The sequence below is a fragment of the Terriglobus saanensis SP1PR4 genome, assembly GCF_000179915.2.
Lineage (GTDB): Bacteria > Acidobacteriota > Terriglobia > Terriglobales > Acidobacteriaceae > Terriglobus > Terriglobus saanensis.
This window is the reverse complement of sequence record NC_014963.1, coordinates 4098250-4123297: the sequence shown is the minus strand read 5'-3', so window position 1 is coordinate 4123297 and position 25048 is coordinate 4098250. Positions and strand designations below refer to the sequence as shown.

Here is a 25048-nt window from a genome sequence, read left to right as displayed (position 1 = left end):
TGGCGTGCACTGGAGCATCTGACGGATAATCAGCCGCATGGAGAGCCGACGATGATCCAGGTCTCAGAGAGCAAAGGTGTGCAGGCCCAGAGCCTGCTGGCGAGCTACAAAGCCGTGCGTGGCGCGACCGCGGAGATTACGCGGGGTTTAAGCGCCGAGGACCAGATGGTCCAATCGACCCCGGACGCAAGTCCGATCAAGTGGCACCAGGCGCATACGAGCTGGTTTTTCGAGACGTTTGTGCTGCGCCAGTTTCTGCCAGAGTACGTCGAGTTCCATGCGGATTTCCACTGGCTGTTTAACAGCTATTACGTCTCGCTGGGCGATGAGATTCCTGAGAAGAAGCTGCGCGCTTCGTTCTCGCGGCCTTCGCTGGAGATGATCCTCGAATTCCGCGCGCATGTGGATGCGGCGATGGAGCGTCTGCTCGCTGGTGGGGTCGAGGAAGAGGCGATCCGGCGCATTGTGCTGGGACTGAACCACGAGCAGCAGCATCAAGAGCTGGCGCTGACGGACCTGAAGAATGCCTTTTTTACAAACCCTCTGCATCCTGCGTATCGCGACATCGTCGTTACGGAGAGCGAAGCAGGTCCGCTGACGTGGAGCAAATTTCCTGGTGGGTTGCAAGAGATTGGGTATCCATTGAAGGCGAGCGATCCCATGGATTTCAGCTTCGACAACGAGACGCCCCGGCACAAGGTCTATCTGGAGCCTTATTCGTTGGCGAACCGCATGATTAGCTGCCGCGAATATCTGGAGTTCATGGCGGACGATGCGTATGACCGCGCAGAGTTCTGGCTTTCCGAGGGCTGGAGCGCAGTGGAGTCCGAGGGTTGGCGCGCTCCTCTGTATTGGCAGCGCGATGCCGCCGATGCGACGGGATGGAAGGTATTTACGCTGAGCGGATATCGTGGGTTGTCGGAGCTGCTGGATACGCCCGTGTGCCACGTCAGCTTCTTTGAAGCGGATGCGTTTGCCCGCTGGAGTGGTTGTCGATTGCCGACAGAGGCGGAGTGGGAGACGGCCGCCGCGCCATTTACGCTTGACGGGAATTTGTGGGATGTGGGAGTGTTTCATCCTGCAGCAGCAGGTACAGGCGAAGGTCTGCAGCAGATGATCGGCGACTGTTGGGAGTGGACGGCGAGTCCTTATACGGGCTATCCGGGATACAAGCCACTGCCGGGAGCGCTGGGCGAATACAACGGCAAGTTCATGTCGAGCCAGATGATTTTGCGCGGTGGTTCCTGCGTAACGCCGGCGAGCCATATGCGTGTGACGTATCGTAATTTTTTCCAGTCTGCGACCCGTTGGCAGTTCTCCGGGATTCGTTTAGCGAAGTAGAGGGTGGGTTGTAATGGGTGCTTTAGTTCGTGAGATGGAAGTGTCAGCCGAGGAGCTGACCCGGTGTGCGGTGATTCGCGAGGTACAGCGCGGGCTGATTCCGCAGCCGCGATCGTTGGCGCCATGGCTTTTTTATGACGCTGCAGGATCGCGTCTCTTCGAGCGTATTACGGTGCTGCCGGAGTACTATCCGACGCGCACCGAGCGTGCGATCTTTGCCGGATATGCGGAGGGGATCATCACCGCGGCGAAGGGTGCGTCTACGAAGCCTTTGCGTGTCGTAGAGCTTGGCGCGGGAACGGCTTCGAAGACGGGCATTCTGCTGGACGCCGCAGTAAAGTTGCAGGGCGCGGTGACGTATGTGCCGATTGATGTCTCCGCGTCTGCGCTGGATGAGGCCTGCGAGAGCCTGTCACGTTCGTTAACCGAAGTCTGCGTTGAGCCGGAGGTTGCGAACTATGTCACGGACGCACTTGAACTGGCTCCGCACGATGGACCGACGATGGCACTTTATATCGGATCGAGCATTGGAAACTTTGCGCCCGATGAAGCTCGGGCCATTCTGCGGAACCTGCGCGGGCAGCTGAAGTCGGGCGATTCGTTACTTCTCGGGACGGACATGGTGAAGGATGAAGCGATTCTTGTTGCGGCGTATGACGATGAGAACGGCGTGACGGGGGCTTTCAATCTGAATGTACTGCGGCGATTGAATAAGGAGCTTGGCGCGGACTTCGATCTCGCGCGGTTCCGACATCAGGCGCGATGGAATGCGGCGGAGTCGCGGATCGAGATGCATCTGGAAAGCCTCACTGCACAGCGGGTACGTATCCCGGCGGCGAATCTGATGGTGCCGTTTGCCAATGGCGAGACGATCCATACGGAGAACAGCTATAAGTTCACGGCGGACAGCGTGCGTTCTTTGGTGGAGGACTCGGGGTTCTCGGTGGAGGAGACCTGGATGGATGAGCGTGGGTGGTTTGCAGTGACGTTGGCGCGGGTTTAGATACAACAGCAGATCCCTACGGGATGACAAATAGGAGACCACGAACCCTTTGTCATCCCGTAGTGAAACGGGGATCTGTTTTGTTTTCCTGTGAGATCTGGTTTGTGCGCTCTGCGCGACCTCACCCTTTCGCGATGAAGCTGCGAAAGAATGGGGCACAGTGTCTTACACCCTTGCGAAGTCGATGAAGGCGCGTTGTGGGTCGGTGTGAATGAGTTTGACGCGGACCTTGTCGCCGACGTCGAGGCCCTTGTCTCCCTGAACGATCTTGCCTTCTACGGGCGGTGTGAAGACGCGCACCCACACTCCCTTATCGTTGGCTCCGGTGATCACGCCGTTGAAGGTTTCTCCCACGCGGTTCTGCATGGCGACTGCCGTGATGCGTTTGAACATGGAGCGGGCAACCTTGTTGGTAGCGCGTTCGCGGTCGTTGGTGTGTTCCGCGATCATGGCAAGTTCGTCGTCGCCGTACGGCGCGGGTTCGTGTGCAAGCATGGCTTTGACGAGGCGTTGCGTAACGAGATCAGGGAAGCGGCGATTGGGCGCGGTCGAGTGCGAGTAATCCTGCGCGGCGAGCGCGAAGTGTGCGGGCGGAGTCGGATCGTTACCGCGCGAGAGGACATATTCGCCTGCTCCCATCAGCTTGATGATCGTGAGTGCGAGGTCTGGATAGTGGTCGGGGTCGGCCTTCTGCTGTTCGAGAATAAAGCCGTTGAGGGCGAGCGAGTCCGGCTCGGCTGGAAGCTGCGTGCCCTTGAGCGCGGCGAGATCGACGATGCGCTGCCAGCGTTCGGGCGAGCGCACGATACGGCGAAGGCTGGAGCGTTTGGCGTTGTGCAGGCTCTCGGCGACGGTCTCGTTCGAGGCGATCATGAGGTCTTCGATGAGCTGCATGGCGCGGTTGTGTTCGATGCTTTCAATGGACTTCACCACACCGTCGGCGAGGATGGGCTGCGCCTCGGAGCGGCGGAAGTCGAGCGAGCCGTTGCGTGCGCGGGCGGCGCGGAGGTTTTGCGCCGCCTCGTCCTGCAGGCGAAGCTGCTGCTGCAACTCAGGGTTCGCGGCAAGTTTGATGCTGAGGCGCGCGTCGATCTTGTTGTCTGAAAGAAACGGACCGACGCTGGAGTAGGCGAGCTGCGCCTTGTTCTGTACCTGCGCGCGATAGATCTTCTGGTGGATCATCGCGCCGTCTTTCAGCACGGTGTATTCGATGATGAGCGCGGCGCGATCTTCATTTTCGTTCAGCGAAGTGAGACCGGTAGAGAGCGCGTTGGGAAGCATGGGGAAGTTGCGCACGCCGGTGTAGACGGTCTGGGTTTGGTCGCGGGCGAAGCGATCGATGGGTGAATCCTTCGCGATGGCGGCGGAGACATCCGCGACGCCGATGAGAACGCGGATGGCTGCGTCTTTGGGGTCGACAGGGTCAACCGTCTCTTCGGCCCATTCAATCTGGTCGAGATCGCGGGAGGTGTCGTTGTCGATGGAGGACCAGAGAAGATTGCGGAGATCGAGGAGGGCGTCGAGATCGGTTTGAGGGACGCCGTCGTTGGCGACGATGGTGGCAAGCTGCGCCTGCTCGTCTGCGCTGTGGCGGAGGCTGAAACCCTGAAACTGCATCTCGCCTGCTGCGGCGACGTTGAGATCGAAATGATTTCCGGACATGGCGGATTGGATGCCAATGGAACAAAGAGGGTGTTCTGTTACGCTGCGATGCATGGTCGGATATGTTTTGCGGATTCTAGGGAAGGTCGTAGCGGGAGCGGTGCTGCTGCTGGCGCTGGCGTATGCCGTGGACTGGGCGGTATGGCGCGTGCATCTCTCTCATGGCGCAGGCGTGGCGACCGTCACCGTGGATCAGGTGACGGTGGTCGCGCTCAAAGGCAACAAGGAAGAGTATTACCCGGATGGATCCGCCGATGTGCAGTGCAGCCGGTCGATGTTTCCGGAGGGCGGCGATTCGCCGTGCTGGTGGCTGCAGCGGCACAGGCACGTGCTCGTGCAGGAGTAGTTTCTGCGTGGGGTAAGGCAGGTGTACTCCGTGCCAGGGAACGCCCGCGCGTCGAAAACCGGTTGATCTCTGCGGAGCTGCTTACAATTCGGGTGATGTTTCGTCCTGGTAGGCCTGTTTACCAGACCTCCATCTGTTAGCCTGCTCCAGGCCTAAACAACTGAGAAGATGAATGTCTACGTTTGGCCCCTTGTGCTTGACAATCTCCCTAACCAAAGCACTCAGCCAAATCTCATTATTCATATGCGGCCATTTCCGATTACGCACGACCACCACATGAGGCGCCCAGGCTGCATTGTTTCCATGCAAAGAATAGACCATCTCACGGCGCAACTGGGAGTAGTGATCTGCGCCGCCCGCTTGTAGGGGATCCACCCAGTGGCGGCCTAAGATTTTACCTAAAACGACATCGGGAGCAGGAAAGCCAAAGTTGACGGTGTGGTTTGCTGTCGGTCGATGTTGAGTTCGAGTCCGATACTCAAGGATCGGACCAGCAGGCATCAGATAAGAAGAACCCTGTTCTGCATAGTAACTAATGGTGCATCCTTGGGGGGCGAAAAAGGTGTGCCCTTGGACTCTCGCACCATGTGCAAGCACGACATAGTCGCTTGTCGGCTCACCAATACTAGGAATGAGATATGCGTAATTTCCTAGTTCTACCTGACCTGCAGATGGTCGCGCCAATTTGTATTCCTCCTTTAAACTCCTGCTTGTAGGACATTCAAGGCTCCGGAATATTCCATCCCATCGATTTGCCTGTCACGAGGGCAATCTGTCACGCAGTCGTTTAGTCGTAGCCGAGAAAAGGTGGGCGACCGATTGAATCTTAAGTGCGGAGAAAAGCGGATCCGAGATGGTCTTCTTCGCTGCGGACCCCGGAAGATTTTCGGCGATGGCGGCGATGGCGGCGTCCCTGTTGGCGACATCGCGCACGGCGTCGACGACGTGGCCCCCATTGAGCAGGAGGTCGTACGCGGGAGCCTGGGCAGAGAGAGGCGGCCGCGAGGCCGGTAAGCAGAAGCGCCAGAAGGGGCAGGGCCGCAGGTCAGCATGTTGAATCAGCCTGCGGCCTGCCGTGGCTACTCTTCCGTTGCGTCTGCGGGGTCTTCGGAGATTTCGGTGGGAACGCTAGGGATGACTCCAGAGCCAGCGACGCGCGCTGAAGTCCGTGGCGATGCTGGCGGCGAGGAGGCAGAGGGAGATGGCAAATGCGCCGCCTACCCAGCCGAGTTCGATCTTGCCACGCAGCATAAAGAAATCCAGCACGCCGAAGACGAGGACCAGGACGGCTGCCTCTGCAAAGAAGGAAGAGCAGCGGCGGGCGGTGATGGAAAGGAGCTCGGGAAGGGCCCGGTTTGCTGTGATTTTGCCTTGCGCCGAAGGCATGAGGACGAGGCGCGGTTTGGAGCTTTCGGTACTTTCTTTTCCGGTCAGAACGTTTGCTGCATTTTTGTAAAACATACTCAAGCCTTTGTGGTGCTTGTATTCAAGTCTGCCCGAAGCCGTGCTTGAAGTCCAGTAAATGGTTTGTAATCAAATATTTATGAATAATTATTCTGACTGTTGCATCTTTATGCAGCAATTCGTGAGGGAATATCCGTGCCTCGGGCGTGTTGGAAGCACGTAAGTCTCTGTTTCTATTTGAGGAGAGAATGATGAAGGTATCTTTTACGCGCAAGGTCCTGTCCGTTGTGCTTTTATGCTCCTTTGCCGAAGTAGCCGCTCTCCCCATTGGAGCGGAGCCACTTCAAAGGGCAAGGCGGTCTGCTGCTCATGAGGTATGGGAGCGGACGGAGCTTTACTTCGGTGCGGGCGGGCCTGAGGGTGGGTCCGTTTCGGAGGAGGAGTTCGGCCACTTTATCGACGACGAGGTGACGCCTCGATTTCCCGATGGGCTGACGGAGCTGCAGGGATTTGGGCAGTGGCGCGATGCCAGGGGCGTGATTGGAAAGGAGCACTCGATTGTCCTGATTCTCCTTTACAAAGACAGGACGATCGCCACCGACGCCAAGATCACGTTGATCCGCGAGGCGTACAAGACGAGGTTCCATCATCAATCCGTACTGCGGGTCGATAGCAAGGCGGAAGTCTCTTTTTGACGTCGGTCCTGTGGAGAGTTGGAATAAACCAGGGCTTGTGGGGTTTCCCCCTGAGAGTTCTAAGAGAGGTTTGAGGTTACGTTTCATGCTTTTAAATATCTGTACCGCCGGGGATCCTGTCTTACGAAAGCAAGCACGCGCTCTGTCTCAGGAAGAGATTCTGAGTCCAGCGATCCAGGAGCTTGTGAAGAACATGCGGGAGACGATGTGGCGTGCTCCTGGAGTGGGTCTGGCGGCGCCGCAGATCGGGGAATCGCTGCAACTCGCAGTCCTCGAAGGCAGGCCGCAGTTTCATAAGAAGATGAATGAGGCCGAGGTCAAGGAGTGGCAGAGCACGCCCTACGATTACCTCGCGATTTTCAATCCGAAGATCGAGCTTCTTCCTGCGCACGTTTCGGCTTATGAAGGCTGCCTGAGCATTCCGGGGTTCATGGCCAGCGTGCCGCGGTCGCAGTCTGTCCGCGTGACCTGCCTGAATGAAAAAGCCGAACCCCAGGTCATCGAGGCAGAGGGCTGGTTCGCCCGCATTCTGCAACATGAGATCGACCATCTGAACGGGGTGCTCTATATCGATCGCATGGAGAGTGGGACGTTTACGACGATTGAGCACTACAAGCAGTATGTTGCTCCGCCTGTGACGCCGTCGTAGGTTTTGTTCGAAAAGGAAATATGAAGCAAAAATCTAGATTTGCAATGATCGCAGTTGCGATGCTCGCGATCTCTTGTGGCATTCCCGCGTTACGGGCAGAAGTCCAAAAGGCCGCGAATAACCAGGAAAGAGCTCCGTCTGAAGAAGAGCTGGAGCGGAAGCTGCACTCCACTGGGACTGAGCTGGCGCAGAGGATTCCCAAGCCACGGCCAGAGGACGTCGTTTCCCCAAAAGCCATCGTCACGGCGATTCACGAAGCGATCAGCGGGCCTCCGGGACCCTTCAACTGGGATCGCTTTCGCTCTCTCTTTTTGCCCGACGGAATGATTGGAGAGGCCGGCGGTAAGCCTGGTGAAGAGAAGGTAATGTATCTCCGGGTGAGCGAGTGGATCGACGCGGTCAGGAAGGCCAGAGAAACGGCGACCGTGCATGAGGTGGTGCAGAAGGTGAAGGTAGAACAGTTTGGATCGATTGCAAACGTGTTCTACACCCACACGCTGGGAGAGGGAACTGAGGAGAGTGAGCGCCGTATCGGAACGAATCTCAGCCAACTCGTTTTCGATGGCAAGCGATGGTGGGTCGCAAGTATGGTATGGAACGGAACTCCTCAAGCAGATCAGGTGCCGCCTGAGTTTAAGTAAGCGGAGCTGCCGGAGATCGCCTTTGTTGCGCCGTCTGCGGCGACGTCGTAACTTCAGCGTTGGATGAACAGTCCTAAATGGACTTGACGGTTAATCCTTTCCACGGTTGGCTCTCGTCAATCTTCATATTAGAAAGAAGCCTTTGATACAAAATGGCTTCGCCGCTGCTGCCTGGTTTGAAGATGTTTGGGTTGAAGTCATCATCAGTCAAGGTAACCAACGAAAGAAAACTGGCAAAGTCTTCGATGGAGTGAACTTCATCAATTCCGAGCTTGAAAAGCAAGAGCGGTAGGACTCGCATAAGCGCGTTGTAGCCGGTAGTCCTGTTTAGCACTAGACCCGGCGTTTTTACTCCCCAAGCCTTCGGCCATACAGCTTCGACCGCCGCAAAGTAATTGACAATGGTTTGAGCAATTTTTGAGTCTTGATCGTCCAAGAACCAACTACGGAAAACCAAGCGCTTCGTGCGAACTTCTACTTCAGTCGGCTTAGGAATGTGTCTGCCACGCTTTAACGCGTCGCGATCTGCCATCGCCTGCTTTTCCGGAACGATGAGCTTTTCAAGTGGCTTAATAAATGCAGCTTGGGTGAGCGTCTCTTTATCTTTGTCATGAGCGACGCCGAGGATCATGATCTTATCTTTGAACGGAGAACCGCTCGATTGGTTTAAACGTCTAGCAATTTGGTGACACGTCTTTTGTGGACTGCGACTTCTTGCATACTCGAAAAGCTCATAGGTGATTGATTTAGAAACCGGTACCTGCTTCAAATTGATCGTAGAGAAAATCGCAGCTTGATCTTCTGGATCCATATCGACAAAAATCGTAACGTTCATGTCAAAGCGGAACGTTGGAGGCAAGCCCTTTAACCCTTCAATCCGATGTTGACCATCGATAATCGTTGCAACATCGTCACCGCGCCGAAGCTTCATAACCTTTTGATTTCGATCGAACTCAACATCCATTGCGGACACCGCGATGATGACCCCTGTTGGAAAGGCCGCATCGATGTTTTTAACATACTCTTGGAGTTCCTTCACGCGAAGGCGGCTAATAGGACGCTCAAGACCCGAGACGGTTTCGATATCACGTTCATCCTTGTCAATATGGATGACATCTGATTTAGAAATTTCGATAAGGTCCGACTGAGCCATAACACCGATGTAGAAAACACCAATGGGCTGAGCGATTTCTAGGCAAGGAAACTCTATGCTAGACATTTCCTGACCCTCCGGAGAAACTGATGTTCAACTTTGATCCGTTTGTGTCATTTACTTTATTGAAATCTCGAAGTGAGTTTGATCGCTCATCCAGGTATGAAATCCATAGCGCATATAAGACGCTGGCGGGGAGAAGAATGTACGTGAATGTTAGGACGCGCTGTTCCTCCAGTGGCCCACCACCTATTGCGGAATTAGGAGAAGCGTTCATAAAGACAACAACAGAGGCGAAAACAAGACCGAGTCCGATGAGTCCCATTAGTTGAGGAGCTCCCATGGTTTCGGGGTCTCGCCGCTTGAATGCCAGTACTAGCGCGGGACCAGCGAGTGACGAAGCGATCATAAGAGCATCGCCGTTCCCCAAGGTCGCAGCGTAATGCGCGAGAAACTTACCATGAACAGCGAATGTTACCCACGCGCACAGTATAGGTCCCAGCCCGAAGAACAGGGCCGCTAGAGTGGCGATCCATGCTTTATAGAATGGCCCCATTCTTACCTTTACCGCTTCTAGAAAATCGTCCGCCACGGAAGCGTTCTCCTTATCGCATGAAATCAATAGTTCTTGATCAAGAGTTCGGACACTTGAACCCTATCTGTCTTGCAACTGATAAAACGCCGCACGTCGACAGGAGTAATCGTGAATGCGGAATATAGACCGCGAACAACTTTAACATCGGCGTTGGACATTAAGAAGGGAATGCCCCGATTATGCAAGTTCCACACCTCTGCCGCAAGTGTCTCCTGTGCTTTATCGTCGAATCGATCTGCAGTGTAGTGAGTGAAATATGCGGTTCCGTTTAGAGCCGGGTATGGTGGATCCAGGTAGACAAAATCTTCGGCCTTGGCCCACTTTAATGTTGTTTGATAAGGCCAAGGGCGAAAAGTCGCTTTGCGGAGAACGCTCGCGAGTGAAGAAAATGCTGCTTCTTCAGGAATCACAAGTTTGTCTTTGCTGCCCTTGGGAACGTTGAACTCGCCCTTCAGATTAACCCTAAATATTCCGTTGAAACAGGCTTTATTCAAGTAGAGAAATCTTGCTGCTTGCTCAGGCGAAAAAGTGCCCTTGTTGTACGCGTCTCTCACGACGTAATAGGAGGCCGCACTGTGGCTATTGACCAGTCGCGAAAGATGATGGCGCACGCATGGAGCATCGTCTCGGATCGCGCGATAGGTTGCGATAAGAGCCTTATTTGCATCTCCTAAAATGGCTCTTTTGGGTTTGACAGCGAAGAAAAGTGAGCCTGCTCCTAAGAACGGCTCGATATATCGTCTTTTCGTAATATCTGCGGGAAGTTGCGAAAGCAAAGCGGGCACAAGCTGCCTCTTTCCTCCCGCCCACCGCAGGAATGGCTGGACGTCGGTCATAGCTGAAACGATCTTTCTCGGATACGGTCTAGACTCGCTAGGCTACTCTACCGTCACGCTCTTTGCCAGATTCCTCGGCTGATCCACATCACACCCTCGCCTTACCGAGATATGGTAGGCCAGCAGTTGCAGCGGAATCGTTTCCAGGATCGGGAGTAAGAGGTCAGGCGCGGCGGGGATGTGGATCGTGTGTTCTACGAGGCCTGTGATCTGGTTGTCGCCTTCGGTGGCGATGGCGATGACGCGGCCGGAGCGGGCGGTTACTTCCTGGATGTTGCTGAGGGTCTTTTCGTAGCGGAGGACGCTGGTGGGGTCGGCCGGGTCCTGGGTGGCGATGCAGACGACGGGAAGGTTTTCGTCGATGAGGGCGTTGGGGCCGTGTTTCATCTCGCCTGCAGGGTAGCCTTCGGCGTGGATGTAGGAGATCTCTTTCAGCTTGAGTGCGCCTTCGAGCGCGATGGGGAAGTGGATGCCCCGACCGAGGAAGAGGAAGTCGTTGGCTGCGCTGAAGAGTTTGGCGAGCTGAACGCACTGGTCGTCGACGGTGCGGAGGATCTCTTCGGCCTTGGCGGGGACCTTGGCGAGCTCGGTGGCGTAGTGGAGCGACATTGCAGGCGTGAGGTGGCCGCGTTGTTGTCCTAAGTACATGGCCAGGGTGAAGAGGGCGGTGAGCTGCGCGGTGAAGGCCTTGGTGGAGGCGACGCCGATCTCCGGACCGGCGTTGGTGGTGATGACTCCCTGGGCTTTGCGCGTGATGGCCGAGCCGACGACGTTGCAGATGGCGAGCGTGGGCGTTCCGGCGGCGATCATCTGTGCCTGCGCGGCGATGGTGTCCGCCGTCTCGCCGGACTGGGTGATGAGGAGGCCGAGGGCGGAGGGGATGGGGTCGCGGTAGCGATACTCAGAGGCGTAGTCGACGTCCACGGGAAGGCGGGCGAGGCGTTCGATCATATACTTGCCTGCGAGACCGGCATGCCAGGAGGTACCGCAGGCGGCGATGGTGAGGTTGGTGGTGGCGTTGATCTGTTCCTTGCTGAGCTGGAGGTCGGGGAGGAAGATCTCTCCGGTATCGAGCGAGACGCGACCGAGGGTGGTGTCGCGGATGGCGCGGGGCTGCTCGTTGATCTCCTTGAGCATGAAGTGCTTGTAGCCGTTCTTTTCGGCCTGGATGGGGTCCCAGGTGATGCGCTGCGGCTTGCGTTCGATGGGGTTGTTTTCGAAGTCGAGGAAGCGGACGCCCTGTGTGGTGAGGACAGCGATGTCTCCGTCCTGGAGGAAGACGATGTCGCGTGTGTGGTGGAGGATGCCGGGGACGTCGGAGGCGAGGAAGTATTCTCCGTCGCCGAAGCCGATGACGGCGGGCGGGCCGGAGCGCGCGGCGACGAGCTTGTCCGGCTCGTTGGCGGAGAGGACGCCGATGGCGAAGGCTCCGGAGAGGCGGTGGACGGCTCTGCGGACTGCTTCTTCGAGGGGCAGGCCCGTCGCGGGTGTTGTGATGACGGCCTCGGATTCGTTTGCGCTTTCGGTCTTTTCGCTGGCGGCGGCGTGTTGGTTGATCTCGTCTTCGATGAGGTGGGCGATGATCTCGGTGTCGGTCTGCGAGGCGAAGCTGTGTCCGCGTGCGATGAGCTCCTGCTTGAGGGCGAGGTAATTTTCTACGATGCCGTTATGCACGACGACGAGGGTACCGGTGCCGTCGCGGTGGGGATGGGCGTTCTCCTCCGTCGGGCGGCCATGCGTGGCCCAACGCGTGTGGCCGATGCCGTAGGTGCCGTGGACGGGGCGCTCGGCGAGCACGGCTTCCAGGTTGGCGAGCTTGCCCGGGGCGCGGCGAAGTTCAAGCTTCGTGGGGTTGGCGGGGTCGCCTGCGACTGCGATCCCGGCGGAGTCGTACCCGCGGTATTCGAGACGGCGTAGGCCTTCAATGATGACGGGGACGACGGACTTTGAGCCGATATAACCAACGATGCCACACATGGTGAAAGCTTAGACGATGGTTGGGAATGTGTACCGTTTTGTTGATGAGATAGATGCCTTAAGTTTCAGGACTATGCCTGTCGCGGGCGGCCCGAGGTAATATCGGGTGAGACTTCCTCTTCCGTAAGAACCAGCTTCATGCTGTCGGCCATCTGACAAATTGCTTTGTGGAGCGAAAGGGTTTTATGTCGGCGCTGATGCATTGTATTTATGCCAGTGTGGCTACGGTCCCACTGAATACTGCAGAATTGGTGGACATTCTGCTGGTGGCCCGGGCGAACAATAAGCACCGCGGCATCACGGGGATTCTGCTCTACACCGAAGGAAGCTTCTTCCAGATCCTGGAGGGGGCCCCGGAGGATGTGGCTGCGACGTATGCGAAGACAGCGGAAGACCACCTCTTTACCCGTGTCACCGATATCATCTCCGAACCGATTGCAAAGCGCGCGTTCAGCGATTGGACGATGGGATTTTCCGACCTGACGCATGCAGAACAGGCAGCAATTGGCGGGCTGAATGACTTCTTTCAGGAAGGCACGTGCTGCACAGGACTGCGAGCGGGGAGAAGTCAGAAACTATTGCGGGCGTTCGCAGCGGGTCGATGGAGGACGAAGCTGCGCCACAACCTGAAGAAGATCCCGGGATGATCGTGCTCCAGAGACCAGAATTGAAGCGGCCCTTCAGCTTTGCCTTTCAACCCGTGATCGACGTGGTGGACCGCAAAGTTGTCTCCTATGAGGCGTTGGTGCGTGGACTGAGTGGGGAATCTGCGCACGAGATGCTGACCCGCAACTCAATCGAAGAGCTTGCGGAGTTCGATCGAGAGTGCAGGGTCGTCGCCATCCAGACGGCGGCGAAGCTGGGACTGACGAGTCACCTGAATCTGAACTTTCTGCCGACCACGATCTACTCGTCCTCGGAGGTAATTTTGAGTACGGTGCAGGCGGCGGAGAAGAATGAGATTCCCCTGGACAGCATTGTGCTGGAGATCAGCGAGGTGGAGTTGATCGGTGACCAGACGGGATTTGCTTTGCTGATCAATGAATATAAAAGCCTGGGCATGAATATTTCGATCGACGACTTTGGTAAGGGGTACTCCGGTTTGAGCCTGCTGGCGGATTTTCAGCCGGACCAGATCAAGCTGGATATGAACCTTGTGCGGAGGATCGAGGCGCGCGGCGCAAGGCAGGCGATTGTGCGCGCGCTGGCGGTGGCTTGCGGCGACCTCGGTGTAGACATCGTGGTGGAGGGTGTGGAGACCATCGACGAGTATATGTGGTTTCGCGATGAGGGTTTCCGATGGTTCCAGGGGTATCTGTTTGCGCGGCCCGCGTTTGAACAGTTTCCCGACGTGTACTATCCGGAGTTTGAGGTTTAGGATACCTGTCTCCTTTTGTCATCCCGTAGCGAAGCGAAGGGATCTGCTTTCCGCTTCCCGATAGATTCGGTTTGTGCGCTCCGCGCGACCCTACCCTTTCGCGATAAAGCTGCAAAAGAATGGGGCACAGGTCTTGCGGCTCACCTAGCGCAAGACATAGAGGCGATAGCCCGCGGGGCCATTGATGTTAGGGGCAAGCCGCCTTTCCTCCCGCAGGATGAATCTTTGCTGCAGGAGATTCAAGAACTCCGGCCATCGCTGTAGCTTCTGGTAAGAGTCAGGACCTTCGGGAAACAGCCATGGGGAAACGATCAGGAGTTTGGGAGGATTCTTTATGAGTTCCGCGAGGAAGGCTCTTCTCAGGTCCGCAATTTCCCTGGCCTGTCTGGAAGATTCTTTTGGGGGTGCGGCAAAGAGGAGTTCGTCCTGCATCTGTCCCGTCGATTGAATCAGGTTCAGATCGTAGAGCGTGGTCGCGCAACCGCTGATGCTGTCGACGCATTGCACATGGCCGCTCAAGGATCCGATTTTGCCAGGCTGAGCGATGGCCCGCAGGTCAGCCGTCAGAAAGGCTTGCGTCTCCATCGGCCAACGATCGTGCACTGCGCGGGAGACGCAGAGAGGCGCGGTGATCGTTCCTAAGGCAAGGCCGCTGTATCCCAGAATGCGAGTCGCCCCCACTTTTCGAAGCGCAGATAGAAACTCCAACGTAAGAAGCGGAAAGAGAAAGGCATATGCCGGATAGCGGTGATACGGGAAGCCCTTTCCCTGCATGAAATAGGAAGCCGCTCCGCAAAGTGTGCCCGCGAAAAGGAGCCGCCGCTGCGGCAGTTGAATTTTCCCGATCCATCGGCAAGCCAGGGCGAGGCAACTCAGAGCGAGCAGAGACGGCGTGAGAGCCCATTTGAAAAGGTAGGCCAGGCTTGCGTGTCCGAGCCGTGCGTGCAGGGGGACAAGCGTTGAGGCTGTTGTCCAAAATGCTCGCAAGGCGTGATTTCGTAGCAACCACAACCCTGCTGCGATCGGGGCAATAAGTAAGCCCAGGATGATTTCCAAGGTCTGACGCAAGCGCCGACCTGTGTTGTATGCGGAATCTGCGGGGAGAAAATAGAAGCAAGCGAGAAAGAGGATTGCGGTCGGTTTGATGGTCGTGGCAGCGCCGAGACAGATGCCGAAACAGAGCCTGGAAGCAAGTGAGTTCCGCCACATTTGGCTTATGAGAACCGCTACTCCAATGAGCACCAGGATCGCAATGGTCAGATCTCTTTGACCAGTTTGAGCGATGCCATCCCGTGCATGAAAGACCGCGAAGAGCGAAGCGGCATAGAATCCTGCGAAGTGACCATAGGGCCTGCAAATGGTGAAGAGGGCAAGCCCCGCGAGTACAAGCAGCCCAAGATCGTAGATGCGCCATGCCAGCGCGCCCGTGCCTAGAGCGTGCATGACCAACCAGTCAACGGCATATGTGCCCGGCATCTGAAAGTCGATCAGATCGCGGTAAGGCGCGTGGTGATGCTCGAGCATGAAGACGACGTAATGGATGTAGGCCGCGTCATTGACGAGAGGCCAATGTAGGGTGAAGCCGATGAAAACGGCCAGGCATAAGGAAAGGACTGTAGTTATGGAAAACCTATAACAGCCCGCCCGACTCAATCGGCTCCACTGAATAAACATCATCTATAGAAACTAAAACAGCTTACCGAGGAGCAACCGCTCATTTTAATTTCCGGGTTAAATGCGGAGTTATTCCCAAAAGAGAATTGAGTGAGAAAAGCGATTTTCTGTAAGCGAATTTTCATAGAGCTGGAGCAGTATAACGAAGCGGGCAACTAAGATTAAGGCCATGATGGCTTTCTCTGGACGTACCTCGATTAAATGGCTAAAAACGAATGTTTACAGGCATTCGGTGGCATTTGCGCGCTTTTCCTCTTTCTGTGTGCTGATGGCGCTTCTCCCCACGACACCACTTCGTGCTTCATCGACAAGCGATCTTAGCTCCGAGGAAAAGGCTGTTCTCAATCCCTTGCAATCCATCATGGACGGCCTTGCTCAAGGCAACCACGAACTCATACGGGCACAGCTATTCCCCGGAGGCATGGCAACACTCATACGCGGCGGGAAACCTCTGCAGCTTTCATGGGATGCTTTTGTAGACCGCCTGCCCAAGGCCGGTACAACGAAATATGAAGAAGTTCTTTCTCATCCGGTGATTTACATCGATCATGATATCGCCGCGATCTGGGTGCCCTACACCTTTACTGTTGACGGCAAGATACATCATTGTGGAACCGACATTGCCACGCTATTTAAGCAGGATGGTCATTGGCTGATCACCGGGATTGCAGACAATAGCAGAGCGGATTGTTCGGATAAGTAAGCTGCCGGGTGCCCCGTACATCGCGCTTTTTGCGATGTGCGGGAGGGATGTTGGTTGTGGCCTGAGCTTTTAAAAGCGGTTCGCGCCTGTGCGCGAATATCCCAGACATGAGCGGTGAAGCTGCGCAGGTCTGGGGCACCCGGTTTCGTGGTGAGACGTTTTCTTTAGCGCCGGATGCGGATGGCGATCTGGGCTACGCGCGGGTCGGTGGTGGTGCTGGTGATGCTGCCGAAGGCGGCGGAGCCGAAGGAGCCGCTGGGCTGGGAGAACGCCGGGGTGTTGGTGATATTGAAGAGTTCAGCGCGGAGCTCCAGGTCTGTGCGTTCGCGAATGTCGGTGTGTTTGACGAGTGCAAAGTCTGCATCGCGATAGGCGGGGCCTCGAACCGGATTACGTGAGGCATTGCCGAAGGTGAACTGCGGCGCTGCAGTGAAAGCCGCCGTGTTGAAGAAGTGCGCAGGCGTGCGTTGGCCTGCGGGGAGAGCGGCTTGCGCGTTGATGTTCGGGCGCTGCAGGACGATGCCAGCGAAGCTATTGTTGTTCGTGGCCTGGGTGACGGCGACGGGCATGCCGCTCTGCAGGGTGAGGATGACGTTCGCTGTCCATCCGCCGAGAGCTACGGTAGCGAGACCATGGCCCGCGAATTTCGGAAGATCGTAGACGGCGGTGAAGGTGAGGACGTTGGGCATGTCGCCCTGCGACGAGTCACGTTCGAGGTAGGGACGGAAAGTGTCCGCTGCGATGAGCGACGAGGTATTGGGCGAGGAGAGCACGGTGGAGGAGAAGACGGAGGAGGCGTCGTCGATCAGCTTGGAGTGCGTGTACGAGAGCAGAAGGTAGAGGCCGCGGTTGACGCGTTGTTCCAGCTTGGCTTCGATGGCGTTGTAGTTGGAGGTGCCGGTGTTATTGCGATACGTGGCGACATTCTGAAAGCGGGGAAAGGGTTTCAGCAACTGGGCTGCGGCGATGGTGGAAGTGTTCAGTGTGCTGGAGGTTGGGATCTGATTGAAGAAGGGATTGGTGACTTTGCCCGTGAGCGCGGCGGGATTCGTGAGGCCGACGGCGAGTTGTGCGGCGGTGAGCTGATTCAAATTCGCATCGGGAATGCCTACGTGGACGACATGCGAGCCAACATAGGCGATGTCGAAGGAGAGGCTGTTGGTCAGTGAGCGCTGCACGGCGAGGTTCCACTGCTCCACGTAGCCGGAACCGGCCTTCTTATTCGCGGTATAGACGCTCTGGCCGAGGCCTGCGTCAGCGGTGGGCGGCACAGGTGTGACGGTGGGGCCATTGCTGAGTTTGAAGGCGGCGGCGTATCCGTCCTGCGTTCTCTGTTGCACATTTTGAATGAAGGGATACTGCGGCGTAGTGAAGGGCGTGGTGATGCCGCTCTGATCGATAAAGACGATGCCGAAGCCGCTGCGGATGACGGTCTTCTGGTCGGGCGAATAAGCGAAGCCGACGCGAGGAGCGACGTTACCCCAATGGAGTTCGCGCGCCGAGCGGGAGCTGCCGTTGACGCCGAGATAGTCGAGTTGCTGCGTGGCGAGATTAAAGACGGCGCCCTGGTTATGCGTTTCCGTGGAGGGCATGTGCAGGCTCCAGCGCGCGCCGACGTTGACGGTGAGCTTGGAGTTTACGCGCCAGTCATCCTGTAGGAAGAACTCGTGGATGTAGTCGCGAGGCCGAATGGTGCGGCTCTGGAGGTCGATGGAGAAGGTATCGACTTGTCCGAGGAGGAAACTGGCGAAGGAGTTTCCGCCGGTTGCGCCCGCGGTTCCTGTGATGTCCGTACCCGTCGTGGTGAAGGCGAAGGAGCCGGTGGGGTTGGGAGGCGAGATGGCGTTCAACTCGTAGCGGCGAAGATCTGCTCCGGCTTTGAAGGAGTGCGCGCCCTTGGTCCAGACGACGGTGTCAACGAGTTCTGCGACTGCGGTCTGGTAGTTGGCGGAGGTGCTGGCGCTCGCGCCGAGCTGCTGGAATCCGGTGAAGGTGAAAAGGGGAAGCGTGTTGTTGAAGCTGGCGTTCGTCGGGATACCAGGAATGCCGAGAGCGGTGGAGGCGGTGTTGTTCAGCGTGGCGCCAAGCTGCGAGTTGCCGCGCCGCGTGTAGCCAAGGCGGAAGTTATTCAGCAGGCTGGGCGAGAAGGTGTGGGTCTCGTTGAAGACGATCTGCTGACCAAGAACATTGGTGAGGCCGGTGACGTTGCCCGTACCGAGGACAGAACCGCTGATGGCTCCCGAGCCGTCGGGGAGTGGTGTAACGGGCTGCTCTACTTCGTTGTAGTAGCTGTAGCGGGCGAAGCCGCGATCGTGCTGTCCAAGAGCCGCATCGAGCCGTAGATCGAACTGGTTCTGATGGTCGTCGTCGTTGGCCGTGCGCGTGTAGTTGTTGGCTGCACCTGCGCTGGTCGGAACGGGGATACGTGAGAGCAGAGCAACCGCTGCGGGATCGAGCGGGCTGGTGATGGTGTCGTTGGCGTACTCGGTGCGGACGATCTTTCCGGCGACGGTCTGGGTGGTGTTGGGGTTGTAGACCTTCGAGACGCCGGAGAAGTTGCCCTGGCGCATGGCGAGGGTGGGCACGGTGGAGATGCGTGTAACGCCGATGCGCTGCTTGACTCCTTGATAGTCGGAGAAGAAGAAGAGGCGATCGCGCAGGATGGGACCGCCGAAGGTTGCGCCGTAGAGGTTGCGGCGGTACTCAGGCTTGCGTGCGGTGCTCGTGGCGAAGAAGTTGCGCGCGTTGAGCGCCTCGTTGCGAATGAACTCGAAGACAGAGCCGTGGAACTGGCTTTCGCCGCTGCGTGTGGCGACGTTGACCACGCCGCCGTTGAAGCGGCCAAACTCAGCGGGAACGTTGTTGGACTCCACGGTGAACTCGGCGATGCCGTCGACGATGGGGAAGAAGGCGACTTGGCCGGGTTCGGGCTGGAGTGCGGAGATGCCGTCGTAGAGATACTCGTTGGTGCGTGGGCGACCGCCGTTGATGCGCGGAAGCAGCGTGCCGGGCGGAAGTTCCACACCGGGCGCGAGCTGCGTGAGCTGGATGAAGTTACGCGAGTTCAGTGGCAGGGCAACGACGGTGCGACCGGGAATCGTGGTGGCAATGTCGCTGGTGGCCGCCTGGAGCAGAGGCGCGTCTGCGTTTACGGTGACCGTCTGTTCGCTGCCTCCGACCTGGAGCTGCAGGTCCAGACGTATGGTCTGTCCCGTGGTGACGGTGATGCCGGAGCGCTCCAGGCGAGAGAAGCCGGGCTGCTCGACAGAGATTTTGTACGTACCGGAGTTCAGCTGCGTGTAGTCGTACTCGCCCGCGCTCGTAGCTTGACGGCTCTGGCTGACGCCGTTGGCGGTCTGGGTTAGCGTGACACGCGCGCCGGGGAGGGTGGCACCCGAGGCATCCGTGATCTGCCCTTTGAGTTCGCCGAGGACCTGGGCGTGGGAGGGCATAGCGAAGAGGCAGCAAACGATCAGGAGGAACAAAAATCTTGTGCGAGGCATAAATACGAATCTAAACGATTTAATTCGTATTGATTCCGGATTGTCGCCTTTTGGCTTTGCCGGTTTTGCGGCTTCCAAAAAACAGATTTCTTCGCTTCGCTACGGAATGACAAGGTGGAATGCCATGGGCAGACAAAGTAACGCCCTCAGACTTCGATTTGCTCAATCATGACGTCGGTAGATTTGATAAGGGCGGCGGCGGTCTGGCCCTTTTTCAGGCCAAGTTCGCGTGCGGCGTCGGCGGTGATAATGCTGGTGATCTGCTGATCGTCGATGGCGAGAACGATCTGCGCCAGAAGGCCTTCGATGCGGATGCTGACGATCTTACCGATGAGCTGGTTGCGGCCGGAGACACGGCGATAGCGCTCGCGCGATTCGGCTGCAGGCTTCAGCTTATCTTTCGCCAGAAAAGGTTGGAGCGAGGAGGTCGCGATGCGGTGGTGGCCGCCGGGTGTCGTCGACGTCTTAAGCTTGCCAGCGAGGATCCACTGCTTGATGGTCGGGTAGCTGATGCCGAGCAGGCGGGCGGCTTCGCGCGGATTGAGCATGGGAGTTGTGGTCATAGGGGTATTGTGCCGCAACGAATCCCATGAATGCGAGGTTCCAAATAGACACAACTAGTCATCCCGTAGCGAAGCGGAGGGATCTGCTTTTGTCTTCCTCAAAGATCTGGTTTGTGCGCTCTGCGCGACCCCACCCTTTGCGCGATAAAACTGCGCAAAGAATGGGGCACTTGCTTTTCGTGACGGGAAAACAATCTTTCCTATTGTGTACCCATAGGAGTTGTGGCAGGATTGCTATGGGTTTCCCATAGGAGGAAGCGTGGGCGAGAAATCGGGTGTGTGGCAGGGGACTTTGGCCCTTATGGCTCTCCGAACGTTGGAGACGATGGGGTCTTTGCATGGTTATGGATTGGCGCGGCGGATCGAGCAGACGAGCGGTGATCTGCTTTCGTTAAACTACGGAACGCTGTACCCGGCACTGTTGAAGCTGGAGCAGGAGGGGGCAATCTCTTCCGAGTGGGGCCTTTCGGAGAGTAACCGCAAGGCGAAGTTTTACAAGCTGACACGCGCGGGCAAGAAGCGGCTGGAGAGTGAGAGGCGCGAGTGGGAGCAGACGACGGCCATCGTCGAGCGCTTTCTTATGCCGGTAGAGGAGGTCTGATGCGAAAGCTTCGAGAGTTGTGGATGCGCGTGCTGGGGCTGTTGGGTGCCGGGACTGCTGAAGCGGACCTGGAAGCGGAACTTCAGAGCCATGTGCAGATGCATATGGAAGACAGCGTTCGATCTGGGCTGAGCCAGGCAGAGGCCCGCCGCCGGGCGTTGATCTATCTCGGCGGAATGGAGCAGACGAAGGGTGCTTATCGCCAGCAGCGTGGGTTGCCGTTTGTGGAGTCTCTGGTAGGAGACGTGCGCTACGCCCTGCGGCAGTTGGCCAAGAACCCAGGGTTTATGGTGACGGCAGTACTGACGTTGGCGTTGGGCATCGGAGCGAATACGGCGATCTTCACCCTGGTGCATGCGGTGTTGTTGAAAGACCTACCCGTGGTGGATCCGAAGGCATTGGTGCGTGTAGGAGATGGCGAGATCTGCTGCACGTTGAACCTGGGGTCGATGCGCGGTGCGTTCTCCATCTTCTCCTACGAAGGATACAAATATTTGCGCGACCGCACGCCAGAGATGGAAGAGTTGGCCGCGATGCAGGGAGGCATGGCGGATCTCTCCGTGCGGCGCGCTTCCGGGGACACGACCTCGCACTCCGCCTTTGGGGAGTTCGTCTCCGGCAATTATTTTCAAACCTTCGGCGTGCATGCAGTAGCGGGGCGCACGTTGACGCCTTCCGACGACGCGGATGGAGCGACGCCGGTGGCGATGTTGAGCTACCATGCGTGGGTGAGGGACTATGCGCGGGACCCATCGGTGGTCGGAAGCAGTCTGTTGATGAACACACATCCGGTGACGATTCTTGGTGTGACGCCGCAGGGCTTTTATGGAGACCGGCTGTCGGTGAACCCTCCGGATTTTTATCTGCCGATCTCACAGGAGCCCACGCTTGGTTTTTATGGAGCGCGCGATAAATCGAATCTCGGTTGGTTGTTTCTGATCGGTCGTGTGAAGCCGGCAGTGGCGATTGCGTCGCTGCAGGAGAAGATGAGCGGCCTGCTACGGCAGTCTCTTGGGGAGTTGAAGGACTTTCAAACGACGCAGGGAAAGGCGCGGCTGGCGCAGGCGCACGTGGTGCTGGCTCCGGGAGGGGCTGGGATTGCAGGGATGCAGCACGAGATGGCGAATCGTCTGCATCTGTTGATGGGCCTTGCCGGGCTGGTGCTTCTGATCGCGTGTGCGAATATTGCCAACCTGATGCTCGCGCGCGGTGTGGCGCAGCGCGGGGAGATCTCCGTACGCATGGCGTTGGGGGCGGCGCGGTCGAGAATCATACGACAGAGGTTGACGGAGAGCCTGGTGCTGGCCTGCATGGGAGGTGTGGCGGGTATAGCAGTCTCCTATGCGGGAACGAAGATGCTGTTGTCCTTGCTGTTCACGCGGGCGGTGGTAATGCCCGTGGACGCAGTGCCCTCGCTGCCGGTGCTTGGGTTCGCGTTTGGGGTCTCTCTGGTGACAGGGGTGTCCTTTGGAGTGGGGCCCGCTTGGATGACTTCAAACGAGCAGCCGGTGAACGCAATGCGTGGCGCCAATCGCTCGACGCGAGACGGATCTTCTCTGCTGCAGCGCGGTCTGGTTGTGCTGCAGGCGGCGTTGTCGCTGGTGCTGCTGGTGGGTGCGGGTTTATTGGGAATGAGCTTGAATCATCTTCAGCATCAGAATTTTGGATTGGAGGCGGAGAATCGTGTGGTGGTAACGATGAATCCGCTGAAGGCCGGATATAAGCCCGAGCGACTGCAAGGCCTGTATAGCCAGATCGAGGACAGGTTTCATGCCATGCCGGGCGTGAAGCACGTGGGTCTGACGCTCTATACGCCGCTGTGTGGCGATACGTGGAGTTTTTATGTTTACCCGCAGGGGCAGCGCGCGCCAGATCCGGGGCAGGAGGTGACTTCGTATTTCAACCGTGCAAGTTCGGAGTACTTCCAGTCAGTAGGGCAGAGGGTTGTGAGGGGTCGACCCTTTACCGCTGCGGATACTGCGACTGCACCGAAGGTTGCGGTGGTGAACGAGGCGTTTGTAAAAAAGGTCTTTGCCGACGGAAAAGACCCGCTGGGCCGACGCTTCGGCGCAAATGAGATCAAGCACTCCGGAGATTTCGAGATTGTAGGCGTTGTGGAAGATACAAAGTACGAAGATGCTCGGTCAGATCCGGCTCCGATGTACTTCACGCCGATGCTGCAGCCTTCCGGCCTGCCTGCACCGGGAGGTATGGATGCGTCGCTCTATGCGGAACAGTTCGTGTTGCAGATGAACATGATCCCGCCTGAGTTGGAAGCTGAGGTCCGGAGGACGATGGCGAGTATCGATCCAAATCTGACGGTGGACCGTTTCCAGACGTTTGCGGAACAGATCGGCGGCAACTTCGATGGTGAACGGACGATGGCGCGGCTCACGCAGATGTTCGGCTTGCTTGCGCTGGTACTGGCTTCTGTTGGCTTGTATGGTGTGACCTCGTATACGGTTGCGGGACGTACCTCAGAGATCGGGATACGCATGGCGCTGGGGGCGAAGCGTGGCGATGTGGTGCGGATGATTTTGCGCGGAGCGATGCTGCAGGCGGGATTGGGACTACTGATTGGAGTACCCGCCGCTCTGCTGTCTGCGCGGCTGGTGAAGTCTCAGCTGTATGGCGTGACGGGGCAGGACCTCGGCGTACTGAGTGCGGCGACGTTGGTGCTGGCTCTGGCGGCCTGGGTAGCGGGATGGATTCCGGCGCGGCGCGCGGCATCAGTGGATCCAATGCGCGCGCTTCGGACGGAGTGATGGCTATACGGTAGTGAAGCGGATGCCGGTGGATTTTGGAATGGTCAGCGTGAGTCCGACGGCCGTGGGTTTGATCGTTTCGCCGGAAGAGATGTGCGTCTCGCGGCTGTCGAGGGACGGTCCGGTGAGGAGTTCCGTCTTTACCGTAATGTGCCTGCCCGGAATCGTGAGCGTGAGCTCGCGGGTGGCGTCCTTGTTGAGCACGATGAGCGAGAAGTGGCCGCCGGGGAGCTTGGCGAAGTAGGCTGTCGCGTTGACTTCACCCGGATTGAAGTCGAGTGGGAGAATCTGCGCACCGGCGAAAGCAGAAGCGAACTTCATGCCTATGGCCACGGGTTCCAGCAGATACTCATCTCCAGTTGTTTTGGGGAAGGTAGCGATGGGTGTGTAGAAGGGGTGCGGATGCGTGGCGATCTGGGATGGAGTCGAGCCGGATTGTTCGAGCATCGTGTCGCCGGGGAGGACGCCGCCGACGGAGTTCGCGACGGATTTGCCGGTGCCGCCGTGGAGGTTGAGACCGGAGTATCCGTTGAAGGCGAGCAGAAGTGTGTAGTCTGCAGACCACAGAGCGGAGGCGAAGGTGTCTGAGACGCCAGGCTTGCCGCCTCGATAGCAAGTGTTGCCTTCGGTCATGCGGACGTGGGCGTTCATCTTTTGCGCGGCTGCGGTGGCGATGTCGGCGTTCTGCTGCACCTTGGGATTCGCCTTGAGGAGCCTGGGGATGTTGACGTCGGGGTTCGTGGCCGGACCACCGAAGTAGTAGTGGTGCGAGACGGTGGTGACCCTGGGAGCGTTGGCAATGGAGGTCCAGCGCTCTGCGACCTTTGGAAGCCAGTTGATGTCCGCAGCGACGTCAGGGATTCCGAACTTCGCGTCGGGAACACGTGCGGTGATGGCCTGCGCGATAGGAATCCACTCGGCGAGGTATGCGTCCACGGACCATGTTTTAGGGTCGCGGAGGTGGCGATCGAAGAGGTCGACCTCGTTGCCGACCTGGAAGTACTGCAGGCTGGAGCCGAGGGTCCTGGCGGCGAAGGCGGCTTCATCTGCTGCGCGCTCCGGCGTGTTGGTGCCGAGATTGATGCCGTAGAGGCAGGTCCAGCCGGTGGCGTGGAGGAAGGCGGAGAGGTTCTGTACGGCTTCGGCGGTAACGGCGTAGTAGGCCGCGGGCGGTTCGCCTTCGACGACGCGGGTTACGGGGTGGCTCGGCTCCGGCGTGGAGGGCTTGGGCTTCCACCAGGCGAACTCGCTGGTGTTGCCGCCGAGGCGAAGGACGCCGTTTGGCGTCAGTTCCTTGAAGGCACGGACGAGGCCGGTGTTCTTCGGAGAGAAGAAGTTGGGGTCGACGAGTTGCTGGACCTCATAGGAGAGGCCGAGGAAGTCTGTCGGAACACGATGCAGGGGGGCTGCTGAAGGGTCGAGCGTGAGGGTGATGCTTGTGGCCTCTTGCGCAAAGAGCCTGGCTCCGGGGAGGGTGAGGGCGGCGGTTGCTGCGGTGGCGGCGAGGAAGTTGCGGCGGGTCTGGTTCACGCTCATATCCCACGAGGATACGCCGGTAC

General features: G+C 57.8%; 22 protein-coding genes. 11 read left to right on the top strand and 11 right to left on the bottom strand.

Annotation, left to right across the window (positions count from 1 at the left end):
* Positions 1 to 51: 51 nt before the first annotated feature.
* Positions 52 to 1341 carry an ergothioneine biosynthesis protein EgtB gene (egtB, locus tag ACIPR4_RS16910; RefSeq protein WP_041586908.1) on the top strand — a complete coding sequence of 430 codons (1290 nt, stop codon included), beginning with the start codon at positions 52 to 54 and terminating at the stop codon, positions 1339 to 1341.
* Between the two features lie 13 nt (positions 1342 to 1354).
* Complete coding sequence (gene egtD / locus ACIPR4_RS16905) at positions 1355 to 2344, top strand: L-histidine N(alpha)-methyltransferase (RefSeq protein ID WP_013569886.1); 990 nt, start codon at positions 1355 to 1357, stop codon at positions 2342 to 2344.
* A 165-nt stretch (positions 2345 to 2509) separates the two neighbouring features.
* Here egtD and ACIPR4_RS16900 read toward each other — a convergent pair whose 3' ends face one another.
* Positions 2510 to 4060: an RNB domain-containing ribonuclease gene (locus tag ACIPR4_RS16900; protein ID WP_245536370.1), complete on the bottom strand. Its 1551-nt coding sequence runs from the start codon at positions 4058 to 4060 to the stop codon at positions 2510 to 2512.
* A 13-nt stretch (positions 4061 to 4073) separates the two neighbouring features.
* On the opposite strand from ACIPR4_RS16900, the gene ACIPR4_RS16895 reads away from it, so the two are divergent.
* Entirely contained in the window at positions 4074 to 4352 is a 279-nt protein-coding gene (locus tag ACIPR4_RS16895) for a hypothetical protein (RefSeq protein WP_187290206.1), read from the top strand.
* A gap of 81 nt (positions 4353 to 4433) precedes the next feature.
* On the opposite strand, the gene ACIPR4_RS22595 is transcribed toward ACIPR4_RS16895, so the two are convergent.
* Together ACIPR4_RS22595 and ACIPR4_RS16885 are read right to left on the bottom strand one after the other, a co-directional pair.
* Complete coding sequence (locus ACIPR4_RS22595; protein WP_013569883.1) at positions 4434 to 5036, bottom strand: putative adhesin; 603 nt, start codon at positions 5034 to 5036, stop codon at positions 4434 to 4436.
* A gap of 444 nt (positions 5037 to 5480) precedes the next feature.
* Positions 5481 to 5813: a hypothetical protein gene (locus ACIPR4_RS16885; protein WP_013569882.1), complete on the bottom strand. Its 333-nt coding sequence runs from the start codon at positions 5811 to 5813 to the stop codon at positions 5481 to 5483.
* Positions 5814 to 6004: 191 nt separating this feature from the next.
* Between ACIPR4_RS16885 and ACIPR4_RS16880 the strand changes: the two genes are divergently transcribed.
* The 3 genes from ACIPR4_RS16880 to ACIPR4_RS16870 all read left to right on the top strand — a co-directional run bounded on the left by ACIPR4_RS16880 (position 6005) and on the right by ACIPR4_RS16870 (position 7741).
* Entirely contained in the window at positions 6005 to 6451 is a 447-nt protein-coding gene (locus ACIPR4_RS16880) for a DUF3574 domain-containing protein (RefSeq protein WP_083811954.1), read from the top strand.
* Between the two features lie 85 nt (positions 6452 to 6536).
* Positions 6537 to 7100, top strand: a complete 564-nt coding sequence (def, locus tag ACIPR4_RS16875) for a peptide deformylase (RefSeq protein ID WP_013569880.1) — start codon at positions 6537 to 6539, stop codon at positions 7098 to 7100.
* A gap of 20 nt (positions 7101 to 7120) precedes the next feature.
* Positions 7121 to 7741 carry a hypothetical protein gene (locus ACIPR4_RS16870; protein ID WP_187290205.1) on the top strand — a complete coding sequence of 207 codons (621 nt, stop codon included), beginning with the start codon at positions 7121 to 7123 and terminating at the stop codon, positions 7739 to 7741.
* A gap of 73 nt (positions 7742 to 7814) precedes the next feature.
* On the opposite strand, the gene ACIPR4_RS16865 is transcribed toward ACIPR4_RS16870, so the two are convergent.
* From ACIPR4_RS16865 to glmS, 4 genes are read right to left on the bottom strand one after another with little or no spacing between them, the layout of a single operon-like run.
* Positions 7815 to 8960, bottom strand: coding sequence for a DGQHR domain-containing protein (locus tag ACIPR4_RS16865; RefSeq protein ID WP_013569878.1), 1146 nt, complete (start codon positions 8958 to 8960; stop codon positions 7815 to 7817).
* On the bottom strand, positions 8953 to 9486 hold the full coding sequence (locus ACIPR4_RS16860) for a hypothetical protein (protein WP_013569877.1): 534 nt from the start codon (positions 9484 to 9486) through the stop codon (positions 8953 to 8955). Before ACIPR4_RS16860 ends, ACIPR4_RS16865 begins: the two co-directional genes overlap by 8 nt.
* A gap of 26 nt (positions 9487 to 9512) precedes the next feature.
* A complete protein-coding gene (locus ACIPR4_RS16855) occupies positions 9513 to 10325 on the bottom strand; it encodes a DNA adenine methylase (protein ID WP_013569876.1) in 813 nt (270 codons plus the stop codon).
* A gap of 42 nt (positions 10326 to 10367) precedes the next feature.
* Positions 10368 to 12302: a glutamine--fructose-6-phosphate transaminase (isomerizing) gene (glmS, locus tag ACIPR4_RS16850; RefSeq protein WP_013569875.1), complete on the bottom strand. Its 1935-nt coding sequence runs from the start codon at positions 12300 to 12302 to the stop codon at positions 10368 to 10370.
* 185 nt (positions 12303 to 12487) lie between these two features.
* On the opposite strand from glmS, the gene ACIPR4_RS16845 reads away from it, so the two are divergent.
* Together ACIPR4_RS16845 and ACIPR4_RS16840 are read left to right on the top strand one after the other, a co-directional pair.
* Entirely contained in the window at positions 12488 to 12949 is a 462-nt protein-coding gene (locus ACIPR4_RS16845) for a BLUF domain-containing protein (protein ID WP_013569874.1), read from the top strand.
* Positions 12946 to 13680 carry an EAL domain-containing protein gene (locus ACIPR4_RS16840; protein WP_013569873.1) on the top strand — a complete coding sequence of 245 codons (735 nt, stop codon included), beginning with the start codon at positions 12946 to 12948 and terminating at the stop codon, positions 13678 to 13680. Before ACIPR4_RS16845 ends, ACIPR4_RS16840 begins: the two co-directional genes overlap by 4 nt.
* 144 nt (positions 13681 to 13824) lie before the next feature.
* On the opposite strand, the gene ACIPR4_RS16835 is transcribed toward ACIPR4_RS16840, so the two are convergent.
* Positions 13825 to 15204, bottom strand: a complete 1380-nt coding sequence (locus ACIPR4_RS16835; RefSeq protein ID WP_041586156.1) for a hypothetical protein — start codon at positions 15202 to 15204, stop codon at positions 13825 to 13827.
* A gap of 319 nt (positions 15205 to 15523) precedes the next feature.
* Here ACIPR4_RS16835 and ACIPR4_RS16830 point away from each other — a divergent pair, with 319 nt between their 5' ends.
* The gene (locus ACIPR4_RS16830) at positions 15524 to 16057 is read left to right on the top strand and encodes a nuclear transport factor 2 family protein (protein WP_049780985.1); all 534 of its coding nucleotides are present in this window, start codon (positions 15524 to 15526) and stop codon (positions 16055 to 16057) included.
* Positions 16058 to 16221: 164 nt separating this feature from the next.
* Here the strand turns inward: ACIPR4_RS16830 and ACIPR4_RS16825 are convergent, their stop codons facing one another.
* Both ACIPR4_RS16825 and ACIPR4_RS16820 read right to left on the bottom strand, forming a co-directional pair.
* Positions 16222 to 19560, bottom strand: coding sequence for a TonB-dependent receptor (locus tag ACIPR4_RS16825; protein WP_013569870.1), 3339 nt, complete (start codon positions 19558 to 19560; stop codon positions 16222 to 16224).
* 146 nt (positions 19561 to 19706) lie between these two features.
* The gene (locus ACIPR4_RS16820; RefSeq protein WP_013569869.1) at positions 19707 to 20123 is read right to left on the bottom strand and encodes a helix-turn-helix transcriptional regulator; all 417 of its coding nucleotides are present in this window, start codon (positions 20121 to 20123) and stop codon (positions 19707 to 19709) included.
* Positions 20124 to 20382: 259 nt separating this feature from the next.
* Between ACIPR4_RS16820 and ACIPR4_RS16815 the strand changes: the two genes are divergently transcribed.
* Positions 20383 to 20724: a PadR family transcriptional regulator gene (locus ACIPR4_RS16815; RefSeq protein WP_013569868.1), complete on the top strand. Its 342-nt coding sequence runs from the start codon at positions 20383 to 20385 to the stop codon at positions 20722 to 20724.
* A complete protein-coding gene (locus ACIPR4_RS16810) occupies positions 20724 to 23489 on the top strand; it encodes an ABC transporter permease (RefSeq protein WP_013569867.1) in 2766 nt (921 codons plus the stop codon). The genes ACIPR4_RS16815 and ACIPR4_RS16810 overlap by 1 nt, the downstream gene beginning before the upstream one ends.
* 3 nt (positions 23490 to 23492) lie before the next feature.
* Here the strand turns inward: ACIPR4_RS16810 and ACIPR4_RS16805 are convergent, their stop codons facing one another.
* Positions 23493 to 25025, bottom strand: coding sequence for a hypothetical protein (locus tag ACIPR4_RS16805; RefSeq protein ID WP_013569866.1), 1533 nt, complete (start codon positions 25023 to 25025; stop codon positions 23493 to 23495).
* Between the last annotated feature and the right edge of the window lie 23 nt (positions 25026 to 25048).